A 12497-nucleotide genomic window follows, 5' to 3' on the forward strand; every position below is an offset into this window, starting at 1 on the left:
GCGCCGACGTGAGCGAAAGCAGACGGCGTTGAAATCCCGTCGCCCGATCGATGGCGGGATGTCAGCGTCGTGACTGCACCTGGCGGTCGAGCAGGCGCGATGCGAGAAACCGGTGTTCCGCGGAAAAGAGCCGCCGGTAGGTCAGCAGCACGGCGCCCACGGTGCCAAGCGCTGAAGAGGCCGCGATCAGGAACATGATCACGATCTGATAGCGTACCGCCTGCAGCGGCGATTGTCCCGCCAGCACCTGGCCCGTCATCATGCCAGGCAGGCTCACCACGCCGACGACAGCCATCTGGTTGAGCGTCGGAATCATCCCCGCGCGCACGGCCTGGCGCGCCGGACCCTGCGCCGCTTCCCAGCGTGTCGCGCCGAGCGCAAGTGCCATGTCGACGCGATCGCGGCGCGCCGTCAACTCCTCCATCATGCGTTCGATGCCAAGCGAGACGCCCGTCAATGTATTGCCGAGAATCATCCCGAGAATCGGAATCGCATATTGCGGCTCGTACCACGGATGAATGCGGATCACGACGAAAAGCCCGACTGCCGCCACGAGCCACGAACTGATCCAGATCGACACGATGCTGTCCGCGCGTTGACCCGCGTAGGTGCGCAGCCCGCGCTGCGCGCCCGCGAAGCCGGCAATCAGCGTCATCAGGATCATGAGCGGCAGCACCACGAACCAGCGGGCGTACGCGAATACCCAGCCGAGCACGTAACCGATCGCGAGCAGCTGGACGATCGTGCGCACGGCCGCCCACGCGAGCTTGCGTTCGAGATCGAGCTTCAGCGCGACCGATACCGCGCCGTTCACCACGATCAGGAGCGCCGCGATGCCGACGTCCCACAGGCTCAGGTTCTGCAGAGTCTGGCTCATTGCGCGCCCTCCCGGCGATCATCCTGCAGGTCCGGTAACGCAGCGGTCCGGGCGGCTTCGCTGAGCACACCCGCGTGCATCGTCAGGTGACGGTCGCTTACACGTGCCGCCTGGGCCGGATCGTGCGATACCCATACCGAAGCGCGCGCTGCGTCGCCTGAGGCGAGCCATGCCCCTACAAGCGCCTCGATCGCGTGCGAGGATTCGGGGTCGAGCGATGCGGTCGGCTCGTCGAGCAGCAGCACCTCGGGCGCGAGTTGCAGGACGCGGATGAGCGCCGTGATCTGCGCCTCGCCGCCGGACAGATCGCCGGCGGACTTGTCGAGGAAATCGTGACCACGGCCCGCCTGTTCCGCGAACGAAAGCGCGCGTTCACGATCGAACCGCACGTCGCGATAAGCGACCAGCGTGTACGGATAACGCAGGTTGTCTTCGACCGTGCCTTCGAGAACGGCCGGCCGCTGGCGGATATACGCGATGTTGCGCCGGTATTGCGTCATCGTGATCCGCGATACGGGCTTGCCATGCCATTCGATGCGACCTGCATCGAGCGGATCGAGGAGGGCGAGCGCGCGTAGAAATACGCTCTTGCCGGAGCCCGACGGACCCGTGATGGCGACGCGGTCGCCGGCGGCGAGCGAAAACGAGGTCGGTTGAAGCAGCACCTGGCCGCGTTGCGCGTCGCGGCGGGTCAGGCCGAAGGCCTCTACGATCGGAATGTCCGTCATGATGTTTCGGGCGGCGTGTGGCGGTGCATCATGATAGACGGAGCAGGGCGGGCACGGTGTGTGCTGCGCGATCGATAAAGAAAAATGGAAGGGAACCCTCATGGCGGTATCGCGACGGACCGGAAAAATCTTCGCCTGGGTGCTGGCGGTGCTCGCCGTGCTCATTGCGGCGCTGGTGGTTTTTATCCTGACGTTCGACTGGAATCGCGCACGTCCGTATATCAACGAAAAGGTCAGCGAGGCGATCGGCCGTCCATTTGCGATCGAAGGCGATCTGAAGGTGGGCTGGCGTCATCCGGTCGGTGAAACCAGCTGGCGCGCGTGGGTGCCCTGGCCGCGCTTTTCGGCCGAACACATCACCGTCGGCAATCCCGACTGGACGAAGCAGCCGCACTTCGCGACGCTCGATGAAATCGATTTCCAGGTCAAGGTTCTGCCGCTGCTCGCACACGACATCGTGATTCCCGCGATCAATCTCGTGAATCCTTCTGTCGATCTGGAGCGGCTCCTCGACGGCCGCAACAACTGGACGTTCAAGATCGCGTCATCGTCGAGCCCGTCGGAATGGAAACTCGAACTGCACGATATCCAGTTCGCAAAAGGCAATATCGTGTATTCCGACCTGCAGAAGAAGGCCGACGTGCAGATGGTCGTCGATACGCTAGGGGAGCCGATTCCGATCGGCGACGTAATGAAGGCGCAGGAAGAGGCGTCGCGTAATGCGTCGGCACAGGTGGTCGGCAAGCAGGGCGCCAGCAAGCTCGCGAAGCAGGTTGAGGCGGCGTCCAGCGCATCGGCGGCTTCTGCGGCGTCGGAGGCGTCTTCTGGATCTGCGGCGGTTCCGGAACCTGCGGGCGCATCGGGCGCTTCTGTGACGACGACGGCGTCCGGCGCGTCAACGTCTCCCGCTGTTTCCAGTGCGGCGGTCATTGCGTCTGCGTCGGGCGCGAGCGTGCCCGCCACGGCCGGCCAGACGCGGCCCGCGACGACGTATGGCATCGGCTGGACGCTCAAGGGCACCTATAACGCCGCGCCGCTTTCCGGCAGCGGGAAGGTCGGCGGCGTGCTTGCCGTGCAGGACACGACACGGCCGTTCCCCGTTCAGGCGGATGTGCGCGTCGGCGATACGCGGATCGCGGTGGTCGGCACGGTGACCGATCCGGTCCATCTGGCCGCCGTCGACCTGCGGCTGTGGCTGCAGGGCGTCAGCATGGCCCACCTCTATCCGCTCACGGGCGTCACACTCCCCGAGACACCGCCGTACGCAACCGAAGGTCACCTGATCGGGCAGTTCAAACCCGAGGGCGGCGTCTTCAAGTATGAAAATTTTACAGGCCGTGTGGGCGGCAGCGATCTGAACGGCTCGATGACGTACTACGCGCAGAAGCCGCGTCCGCTGCTGGAAGGCGTGCTGGTGTCGAACCTGCTGCAGTTCGCGGATCTCGCGCCGATCATCGGTGCCGATTCCAACGCGAGCAAGGCGAAGCGCGGCGCCGCGCCCGACCAGCCGTCCGCAAAAGCATTGCCGGTCGAGGAATTCAAGACGGATCGCTGGAAGGCGATCGATGCCGACGTGAAGTTCACGGGCCGTCGCATCATCAAGGATCCGGCTTTGCCGATCACTGATCTCTACACGCACGTCGTGATGAAAGACGGCGTCCTCGCGCTGGAACCGCTGCGCTTTGGCGTGGCGGGTGGCACGCTCGACTCGAACATCAACCTCGATGGCAGTACGACGCCGCTCAAAGGACGCGTCGGATCGCAGGCCCGGCATCTGAAGCTGAAGCAACTGTTCCCTACCGTGAAGACGATGCAAACCGCGCTCGGCGAAGTCAACGGCGACGCTGCGCTGTCGGCAACCGGCAATTCGCCCGCGGCGCTTGCGGCGACGTCGAACGGCGAAGTGAAAGCGCTCGTCACCGACGGCACCGTGAGCCGTCTGTACATGGAAGCGGCGGGGCTGAACGTGGCGAACGTCGTGTATGAAAAACTCTTCGGCAAGCGCGATGTGAAGATCAACTGCGCGGCAGCGGATTTCATCGTGACGAACGGCGTGCTCGACTCAAAGGTGTTCGCGCTCGATACCGACGACGCCGTCATCAACATGGACGGCAACGTCAATCTGAAGGACGAGTCGATGGACCTCAACATCCATCCCCACACGAAGGGTTTCCGCGTGTTCTCGCTGCGCTCGCCGCTCTATGTGAAGGGCACTCTCAAGGATCCGCACGTCGGCGTGAACGCGACGGCGCTGGCGGTGCGTGGCGGCGCGATGGTCGGTCTCGGGTTGATCAACCCGTTCGCCGCGCTGATTCCGCTGATCGCGCCGAGCAACAACAAGGCGCTGCCGTGCAACGACCTGCTCGCGCAGATGCGCGCGCGTCCCGACGCACCCCCGGCCGGCCAGAAGATGAGGACGCCGCGCGGTTTGGATGCGGCAGCCTCGGAGGCCAATGGGGCGAATATCGCCGTGCCGTCCGCACCCGCATCGTCGGCGCCTGCGACACGGATGTCGCCCGCCAGCGCGGCGGAATACAAGGGGAGTTGAGCACCGCATTTCACGACGTCCTGGCGCCCATACAGGCAAAACGGCAGTGAGCGCTGCTCACTGCCGTTTTGAAATAACGACCGTCAGAAGGAACAAGCCGAAGCGCTAGCGCAGCGAGCGTGGCGCGGCGTCACCGGCCGCGTCCTGTCTGCGTACACCGCGGCGCGCACCGGCGGCGGCCTTCGCTGCACCGAACTCGGGCAGGATGCGCGCACGCGCACGGCTTGCGAACACGAGAAAGCCGAAGCCGTTTGCTTCGTACCAGTAACCGCCGTTTTCGAGCCCGTCGAGCGGCTGCTCCAGCGCATTCGCAATCGATTCGATACAACGGCGCCGCAGTTCGGCGACTTCCGGATACGGAGGATGTGCACCGCGTACGCTGCACAACAGCACGTCGAGCCCGGGGAGGACATGCGCGTAGAGCACGGGTTCGTCTTGCGCACGGGCCCGCGCGATCTTGGTATCGAGCTGGCCGAACGGCTTGAAATGCCGCAGCACCGCGAGGAACGACTCATCGCCGTCCGCCTTCGCGCGCCTGCGCTTTTTCGGGAAGGACATAAAAATTCGCCTGAAAAAGAATTGCAAAAAACGCAGCGTCCTCATGCGACCACTCCCGGCTTCGCGCGCCGCTCGTCGATCTTTTATAGCATACGACGATGCCGGATTCACGGTGATTCGACGGTTCGTCCGCATCACTCCACCCGCACGATTCATGCCGTATCTGCTCGCCGCGCGCTTTCGCATCTCCGAACATCTAACACCATAATAGACTCAGCCGCCGCGGTGGTGACTCCGGCACCCATAAAAAAGGCATTTTTATGTGGGCTGGCACTTATGGGCCAGCCTCGCGCAACCGTCGCCGTATTGCGTGGCGACGTTGCGAAATCAGGTCATAATGGCCCGGCCCTTAATCTTCAGTGCGCGGACGTGCGAAACGAGCCGTGTCGCTCGCGCCGGTGTATTGCCAGAGCACGGCCGGCGGCGCGGCCAGAAAGCAGCACCCGGCGGCGCATTGCCGCGACTCGACGGACTGCCGGACATTCATGAACCTGTACACCAAAGGCTTTTTGCTGATCGCGATTCCGGGCGCCATTGAACTGGCGCTGCTCGGCGCCGTCTTCCACACGCAGGCGCAGACGGCCGCTGCCGCGCAATCGGTCGTGGGTAGCGGGCAGATCCTGTACCTCGCGTCCTCCGTGATGGACCCGTTGCTGGGCGAAGCGGTGCGCGTTCGCACGGCGCTGGTGACAGGCGATCCGTCGCTCGCCGGTGGCAATGCGGTCGCGGCCGATCTCGCCCGCCGGCTTGCACAACTCGACCGGCTTGTCGCCGACAGTCCGGCAGAGCGCCAGCGCGTGCAGGAAATGCGCGCTGCGCTCGATACCTGGCACGCCCATACGGCGGCGATCGGCGAGGCTTTGCGCGACAACCGCGATGCAAGCACGCGCGCGCTCGCAGAGCGCGACGACGTGCCCGCTCCGATCGCCGTATTCCGTGACCGTCTCGACGCGCTGATCACCGCGGAAACCGCGCGCGACGCGGCCCGTCGGGCGGCGCTCGCGGAGACCCGCAAACGCCAGCAGTTCACGCTGATTGCCGCTATCGTCGGTTCGATGCTGATATGGGCGATGACGGCGCTCGTCGTCGCGCGCCATTTTGGCCGCCGCGTCGCCGTGCTCACGGACAATGCCCGGCGCCTCGGCGACGGTGAGCCGCTGGCCCAACCGCTCCCCGGCGACGACGAGATTTCAGCGCTCGACGCTGTCCTGCACCAGACCGGCGCGCGCCTGCGCGCGGCCGGGAGCGAACACGCGACACTCAAGGCGAAACTGCAGTCGCGCGCGGCCGAACTGGTGAACGTCAACGAAGAACTGCGCCAGGGTACGCAGGACAACGAGATGTTCATCTACAGCGTCTCGCACGATCTGCGCTCGCCGCTCGTCAACCTGCAGGGCTTCTCGAAGGAACTGCAGGTTTCGTGCGACGAACTGCGTTCAACCGTCGAATCGGCGAACCTGCCCGCGCACGAACAGCAACGGCTTGCCGCCGTGCTCGATGGCAACGTGCGTGAATCGCTGCAGTTTTTGCGTATCTCGGTCACGCGGGCTGCGGCCATCATCGAGGCGTTGCTGACGATCTCGCGTGCCGGGCGGCTCGAATATCATCTCCAACGTGTGAGCGTCGGGCGCGTGGTGGCCCGGGCCGTCGACGCGCTGCAGGGCGCCGCACGGGAACGCGCCGCCGTCGTGACGGTGCGCGAACTGCCGCCCGTATGGGGCGATCCGGGTGCGATCGAGCAGATCTTCAGCCACCTGATCGGCAATGCGCTCAACTACCTGGATCCAGCGCGGCCGGGGCAGATCGAAGTCGGCGCGCTCGAACCCGACGCCACGGAGACCCCGCTGCCCGATGGCCGTACGCGCACCTACTATGTGCGCGACAATGGGCTGGGTATTCCGTCGGCTTACATGTCGAAAGTATTTCACGCGTTTCAGCGACTGCACGGCGACATCGTGAAAGGCGAAGGCATCGGCCTCGCACTCGTGCGACGGATCGTCGAGCGTCACGGCGGGCGTGTGTGGGTCGAATCCGCGGAAGGCGTGGGCTCGACGTTCTTTGTCTCGCTGCCCGAGCAGCCCGCGCGAAACGTATGACGAAGCGCCGTGCGCGCACATACGGTGCGTCACGGATGGATGGCGTTACGGGAGGGAAACATGGCACACGGCGAATCGGTGGGCATCATTCTGATCGAGGATGACGACGGCCACGCCACGCTCGTCGAGCGCAACCTGCGCCGGGCCGGGCTGACCAATGGTTTCATGCGGTTTGCCGACGGCCAGGAAGCACTCGACTACTTTTTCGGCGCGCCGCTGGCTGGAGGCACGGCGACCAGCCGGCCGCCACGCGACGACCTCGCGAACTCTGTCGTGCTGCTCGATCTGAAGATGCCGCGCGTCGACGGTTTCGAGGTGCTGCGCCGGCTGAAAGAAACGCCTGCGACGGCCGCGTTGCCCGTCATCGTGCTGACCACAACCGACGATCCGCGTGAAATCGGCCGTTGCTACGATCTCGGATGCAACGTCTACATCTCGAAGCCGGTCGAATATGATGCCTTTATCGAGGCGGTACGGCGGCTCGGGTTTTTCCTTCAGGTCGTAAAGCTGCCGCCGGGCCATCGCATGGTGCATCGACAGCCGCCGCAATGATTCGCGCGAGCGGCCGTTGCGGTCTCGCCAGGACAACGAAGGCATTCGCACACGAAACGCCAGCATGACGGACGAAGCTACACCCCATCAACCTGCCTGCGTGCTCGTCGTCGACGATGACGAGGGCATCCTGCGTCTCGCGCGCAAGTCGCTCGAACGCGCGGGGTGCCGGGTGGGGGCGTGCCGTACCGTTGCCAGTGCGCATGAATCCATCGTGCGGGAGGCGCCGGATCTGCTCGTACTCGACTATCAGCTCGACGGTGCCGAAACGGGCCTCGATTTCTTCCGCCGTCTGCGGGCCGAGGGTGTCCGCCTTCCAGCCATCCTCGTAACGGGCTTCACCGATGAATCGCGCGTCATCGAAGCGCTGCGCGCGGGCGTGTCGGACGTTGTGCCGAAATCCGGCGACTATCTCGACTATCTGCCTGAGGCGGTGGACCGTGTGCTCGCGCAGGTGCGTCTGCAAAAGGCTTCGGACGAAGCGGCGTTGCTGCGTGATCGCGAGCAGCATTACCGCACGCTCTCCGAAGCATTGCCGCATCTTGTGCTGACCTGCGATGCGCACGGCGACTGCGATTTCTTTTCGAAACAATGGTTCGAATACACCGGCCTGAACGAAGCAGCATCGCACGGTCTTGCATGGCTCGACGCGGTGCACCCGGACGATCGCGAGGAAATCCGCCAGACGTGGTTGAAAGCCGTGCGCAGCGGCGCGACCGACTATCGTCATGAATTGCGCATCCGTCGTCACGACGGCGTGTATCGCTGGTTCGCCGCGCGCATCGTCGCCGTGAAGGATCACGATGGCGGTGTCAGCAAATGGTTCGGCAGTTGCACCGACATCCATCCGCAACGCGAGGCGATCGAGGAGCGCGAACGGCTGCTTGCTTCCGAGCAGGCCGCCCGTCAGATCGCAGAAGAAGCGAACCGCGCGAAGGACCGTTTTCTCGCGATGCTCTCGCACGAGTTGCGCACGCCGCTCACGCCGGTGCTGGCCGGCGCGCGCGTGATCGAACTGATGCCTGACCTGCCCGAAAGCGCGCGGGCGGGCCTGCGGATGATCCTGCGCAACGTCGAACTCGAAGCGCGGCTGATCGACGATCTGCTCGATCTCACGCGCGTGGCGAACGGCAAGCTGCGACTTTCGCTGGAGACCGTCGATGTGCACGAGGTGATCGATGGCGTGCTCGAACTGTTTCGCAGCGAAATCCAGGTCAAGCAGCAGGACGTGCACGTCGAGAAGGCCGCGCAACATCACTACGTGCTCGCCGATCGCGCCCGGCTGCAGCAGATGCTGTGGAACCTGATTCGCAATGCAGCCAAGTTCACGCCCGACGGTGGACATATCTACGTGCGCACACACGACGAGCGCATGCAGATCCAGATTTCCGTTGAAGACACCGGCATCGGCATCGAGCCTGAGCAGATCGACAAGCTCTTCAATGCATTTGAGCAGGGCAACCAGAGCACGACGCGCCAGTTCGGCGGCCTGGGCCTGGGGCTCGCGATCACGAAGGCGCTGACCGATGTGCATGGCGGCACGGTCACGGCGAAGAGCCCAGGCGCGCATTGCGGTGCCACGTTCACAATCACGTTGCCGACGGCCGCGAAGCCGTCGGAGTCAGCGTCGATCGTCCCGCTCGCGGGTTCGCATCCGGAAGGCGAGCTCGCCATCCTGCTGATCGAGGATCATGAGGACACCGCAGAAGTGATGGCGCAACTCATTCGCGGGCTCGGACACGATGTGACCGTGGTGGGACGTGTCGCCGATGCCCTGGCGGCGACGCAGGCCGCTTCGTTTGATCTGGTGGTGAGCGACGTGGGTTTGCCCGATGGCACCGGACTCGATTTCATCATGGCGTTTCGCGAGCATTCGGACGTGCCGGCCGTCGCGCTGACGGGCTTCGGCACCGACGACGATGTGCGCCGCTGTCTGGCCGCAGGCTTCACGTCGCATCTGACGAAGCCCGTCAACTTCACGCAACTCGAGCAGATGATCGAGAGCGCCGCGAGCGTGAAGGCAACGGGCGCAAACGGCATTGATGCGGCGTCCGGCTGATTGCGTGCGCACTTCGTGACGCTGCAAAAGACAAAGGCCTGCGTGACGTTCACGCAGGCCTTTTTGCCTGTGACGATGCAGCTGCGGCTTAACGCTGCTGGCTCTTCAACGTATCGCGGATTTCGCGCAACAGGACGACTTCTTCCGGCGGTGCAGGCGGCGGCGCATCGGCAGCGGCGGCGGTCGGCTTGTGCAGGTTGTTGATGAATTTCACCATCAGGAAAATGATGAACGCGAGGATGATGAAGTTGATCAATACAGTGATGAACGAGCCATAGCCGAATACGGCGACGCCGGCGGTCTGCAGGTCTTTGTACGAATCGGGATTGCCCTTGAACGTGGGCGGTATGTGTCCGAGCCGGATAAACATGTTCGAGAAATCGAGGCCGCCGAGGACAACGCCGATGACCGGCATGATCAGATCCTTCACGACCGAATTGACGATCGTCGAAAATGCGCCGCCGATGATCACACCGACAGCAAGATCCATCACGTTGCCCTTGACGGCGAAGTCCTTGAATTCCTGGATCATGCTCATTGGTTGTTTCTCCCTTGAAATCGAGGCACATACCCTCGGTTTTGCGTTTGCGGTCTGGACAATGATAGCCAACGCTGGCGACAAGGGGTAGCGTTTTGCCGCTAAAGAAGCTGCGTCGGCGGGGATTTATGCGTGTGGCGCACGTTGCAGCAGGGCGCGTGCACTGTCGATATGCGCGGTGAACGTTGCGGGGTCTGTATTCGTTCCACTGAGCAGGACACCCACGCGTTTGCCCTGCAACGTTTCGCGCAACGGTCCGAGGAGTGCCGCAACGGGCGCAGCGCATGCGGGTTCAATGGCGAACTTCAGCTGGTTGAACATCGTGAGCATGGCAAGCCGCAGTTCATCGTCGGTGACCGTCACCATGCTTTCGATGTGCCGGCGGCACAGCTCGTAGCTGTATTCCTCTGTGTAGGGTGAGATCAGCGACTCGGCGATGCTGTGCTCGTGATGCAGCTTCACCGTGTGATTCGCCGCGAAGCTGCGGCTCATCGCGCATGCGCCGTCGGGCTCCACGCCATACACCCGCACGCGCGGATTCGCGAGACGCAATGCAGTGGATACGCCCGCAGCGAGTCCGCCGCCGCCGACGGGCAGGACGACCGCATCGAGATCCGGCTTCTGCGCGGCCCATTCGTAACCGAGCGTCGCCGCGCCGAGCACCGTGCGATAGCCGTTGAACGGATGCACGAAATAACGGCCTTCTTCCGCCTCGATGCGGCGGACCACATCGAAGGCCTCAGCGGGGCCACCCGCCATCACGATCTCGGCTCGATAGTGTTCGCACAGCGCGATGCGTGCCGGGTTCGCCGAACGGAACATCACGACCTTCGCGCTGATGCCAAGACGCATCGCCGCGCATGCCACGGCGATTGCATGATTGCCGCCCGGGCCCGATACGCACGTCACGCCGGCGCTGCGCTGGGCGTCATCGAGTGCGAGCAGGTTCGTGAACGCACCGCGCGTCTTGAAGCTGCCGCCCGACTGCAGCAGTTCGACCTTGAAGTTGAGCGTCGTGCCTTCGAGCGACGGAAAATCCTGGCGCTCGAATACTGGCGTGCGCACCACCCACGGCGTCAGCGCAAAGTGCTGCGCGGCGATATCGTCGAGCGTGGGAATCGGCTCGCCGTCGATCGTGTGGTCGGTGTGCCGCGGTGTGGCGGTGGACATGACGTGAGCCCGGTTTGTTTCCCAATGATTCGTGGTGACAGCGCTCAGATGCTACGCTCAATGCGCATGTGCATCGACGGACATGCTGTTGATGAACTTGCCGAGAAATCGTTCGCACGCGACCAGCTGATCGAGCGCGACGAATTCGTTGGCCTTGTGCGCCTGAAGGATGTCGCCCGGCCCGCACACGATGCTCGGAATGCCGGCGAGCGAAAAGAGGCCTGCCTCGGTGCCGTATGCCACCTTGCGCTTGTCCTGATCGGCCGTGAGCGCGCGCACGAGCTGCGTGATCGCCGCCTGTTCCGATGAATCGAGGCCGGGTGCCGCGGCAATCTTCGTGATCTCGATGGCGGCCGACGGATGCTCGAGCAGCATTTTCGGCAGCAGCGTTTCGCGTGCGTAATGGTCGATGCGCGCGAAGATCGGTTCCGGATCGAGCGTCGGCAGGTTGCGGAATTCAAACTCAAACCGGCATTCGGCGGGCACGGTATTGATCGCGTTGCCGCCTTCGATCGTGCTTGTCTGCGCGGTCGTGAAGGGCACGTCGTAAAGTTCGTCGAACGGGCCGTCAGCGCGGAACTGGTCGGCCATGTCGCGGATGTAGCAGATGAGGCGCGCGGCGTATTCGATCGCGTTGAGACCCTTCGGCGTCAGCGACGAATGCGCGGCCTGGCCGCGCACGCAGCACCGATACGCGTTGATGCCCTTGTGCGCGATGATCGGCCGCATGCTGGTCGGCTCGCCGACGATGCAGCCGTCCGGCTTGATGCCGCGCTTCATCAGATCCGCGATGAGCAGCGGGGCGCCGACGCAACCCACTTCTTCGTCGAACGAGAGCGCGAAGTGGATCGGTTTCGCGAGCTTCGTATTCTGCATGTGCGGCAGCAGTGTGAGCGCCGCGCCAATGAAGCCCTTCATGTCGCATGTGCCGCGTCCATACAGCCTGTCGTCGCGGATTTCAGGCTTGAACGGATCGCTGTCCCATTGCTGCCCGTCGACCGGCACCACATCGGTATGACCTGACAGCACGATGCCGCCGTTCGTCTCGCCGTCGTGCGCGGGCACCGTCGCGAAGAGGTTCGCCCATTTGCCGCTATCGTCATGCGTGAGGGTGGCTTCGATGCCCTGCGCGCGCAGATCGTCGCGCACCATTTCAATCAGGCCGAGATTCGGATTGCGGCTCACCGTATCGATCGACACGAGGCGTTTGACCCAGGAAAGCGAAAGCGGGGAAGCGGGTGTCGTGGAGGGTGTGGATTGCGCTGTTTCAGCGACGTGTGACATGACAGAACTCCAGCCTGGTTATCGTTCGATCATACCCAAAAAACATACGTCGGGCCAAAGCCGACAATAACAACAGCATGTTGCGGC

At 63.8% G+C, this 12497-nt stretch carries 10 protein-coding genes; 4 read left to right on the plus strand and 6 right to left on the minus strand.

Annotation, left to right across the window (positions count from 1 at the left end):
• Positions 1–61: 61 nt before the first annotated feature.
• Together LPA36_RS16730 and LPA36_RS16735 are read right to left on the minus strand one after the other, a co-directional pair.
• Positions 62–877, minus strand: coding sequence for an ABC transporter permease (locus LPA36_RS16730; protein WP_228878716.1), 816 nt, complete (start codon positions 875–877; stop codon positions 62–64).
• Positions 874–1605: an ABC transporter ATP-binding protein gene (locus tag LPA36_RS16735; protein ID WP_228878723.1), complete on the minus strand. Its 732-nt coding sequence runs from the start codon at positions 1603–1605 to the stop codon at positions 874–876. The genes LPA36_RS16730 and LPA36_RS16735 overlap by 4 nt, the downstream gene beginning before the upstream one ends.
• A 100-nt stretch (positions 1606–1705) precedes the next feature.
• On the opposite strand from LPA36_RS16735, the gene LPA36_RS16740 reads away from it, so the two are divergent.
• Positions 1706–4153 carry an AsmA family protein gene (locus LPA36_RS16740; protein ID WP_228878726.1) on the plus strand — a complete coding sequence of 816 codons (2448 nt, stop codon included), beginning with the start codon at positions 1706–1708 and terminating at the stop codon, positions 4151–4153.
• A 105-nt stretch (positions 4154–4258) separates the two neighbouring features.
• On the opposite strand, the gene LPA36_RS16745 is transcribed toward LPA36_RS16740, so the two are convergent.
• Positions 4259–4756, minus strand: coding sequence for a hypothetical protein (locus tag LPA36_RS16745; RefSeq protein WP_228878737.1), 498 nt, complete (start codon positions 4754–4756; stop codon positions 4259–4261).
• A gap of 440 nt (positions 4757–5196) precedes the next feature.
• Between LPA36_RS16745 and LPA36_RS16750 the strand changes: the two genes are divergently transcribed.
• From LPA36_RS16750 to LPA36_RS16760, 3 genes are all read left to right on the plus strand, one after another.
• Entirely contained in the window at positions 5197–6807 is a 1611-nt protein-coding gene (locus LPA36_RS16750; RefSeq protein ID WP_228878871.1) for a sensor histidine kinase, read from the plus strand.
• A 60-nt stretch (positions 6808–6867) separates the two neighbouring features.
• Entirely contained in the window at positions 6868–7359 is a 492-nt protein-coding gene (locus LPA36_RS16755) for a response regulator (RefSeq protein WP_228878740.1), read from the plus strand.
• Between the two features lie 64 nt (positions 7360–7423).
• The gene (locus LPA36_RS16760; protein WP_228878743.1) at positions 7424–9418 is read left to right on the plus strand and encodes a hybrid sensor histidine kinase/response regulator; all 1995 of its coding nucleotides are present in this window, start codon (positions 7424–7426) and stop codon (positions 9416–9418) included.
• Between the two features lie 88 nt (positions 9419–9506).
• Here the strand turns inward: LPA36_RS16760 and mscL are convergent, their stop codons facing one another.
• The 3 genes from mscL to argE form a co-directional block, all read right to left on the minus strand.
• A complete protein-coding gene (gene mscL, locus LPA36_RS16765; protein ID WP_228878745.1) occupies positions 9507–9956 on the minus strand; it encodes a large conductance mechanosensitive channel protein MscL in 450 nt (149 codons plus the stop codon).
• 126 nt (positions 9957–10082) lie between these two features.
• Entirely contained in the window at positions 10083–11126 is a 1044-nt protein-coding gene (locus LPA36_RS16770) for a threonine ammonia-lyase (RefSeq protein WP_228878748.1), read from the minus strand.
• Between the two features lie 57 nt (positions 11127–11183).
• Positions 11184–12410: an acetylornithine deacetylase gene (argE, locus tag LPA36_RS16775; RefSeq protein ID WP_228878751.1), complete on the minus strand. Its 1227-nt coding sequence runs from the start codon at positions 12408–12410 to the stop codon at positions 11184–11186.
• Positions 12411–12497: the final 87 nt, after the last annotated feature.

Origin of the sequence: Paraburkholderia saeva (assembly GCF_907164555.1) — a bacterium.
Classification (GTDB): domain Bacteria; phylum Pseudomonadota; class Gammaproteobacteria; order Burkholderiales; family Burkholderiaceae; genus Paraburkholderia; species Paraburkholderia saeva.

Coding starts and splice junctions, on each gene's coding strand:
- LPA36_RS16730 (WP_228878716.1), bottom strand. CDS start 877: ATGAGCCAGACTCTGCAGAACCTGAGCCTGTGGGACGTCGGCATCGCG.
- LPA36_RS16735 (WP_228878723.1), bottom strand. CDS start 1,605: ATGACGGACATTCCGATCGTAGAGGCCTTCGGCCTGACCCGCCGCGAC.
- LPA36_RS16740 (WP_228878726.1), top strand. CDS start 1,706: ATGGCGGTATCGCGACGGACCGGAAAAATCTTCGCCTGGGTGCTGGCG.
- LPA36_RS16745 (WP_228878737.1), bottom strand. CDS start 4,756: ATGAGGACGCTGCGTTTTTTGCAATTCTTTTTCAGGCGAATTTTTATG.
- LPA36_RS16750 (WP_228878871.1), top strand. CDS start 5,197: ATGAACCTGTACACCAAAGGCTTTTTGCTGATCGCGATTCCGGGCGCC.
- LPA36_RS16755 (WP_228878740.1), top strand. CDS start 6,868: ATGGCACACGGCGAATCGGTGGGCATCATTCTGATCGAGGATGACGAC.
- LPA36_RS16760 (WP_228878743.1), top strand. CDS start 7,424: ATGACGGACGAAGCTACACCCCATCAACCTGCCTGCGTGCTCGTCGTC.
- mscL (WP_228878745.1), bottom strand. CDS start 9,956: ATGAGCATGATCCAGGAATTCAAGGACTTCGCCGTCAAGGGCAACGTG.
- LPA36_RS16770 (WP_228878748.1), bottom strand. CDS start 11,126: ATGTCCACCGCCACACCGCGGCACACCGACCACACGATCGACGGCGAG.
- argE (WP_228878751.1), bottom strand. CDS start 12,410: ATGTCACACGTCGCTGAAACAGCGCAATCCACACCCTCCACGACACCC.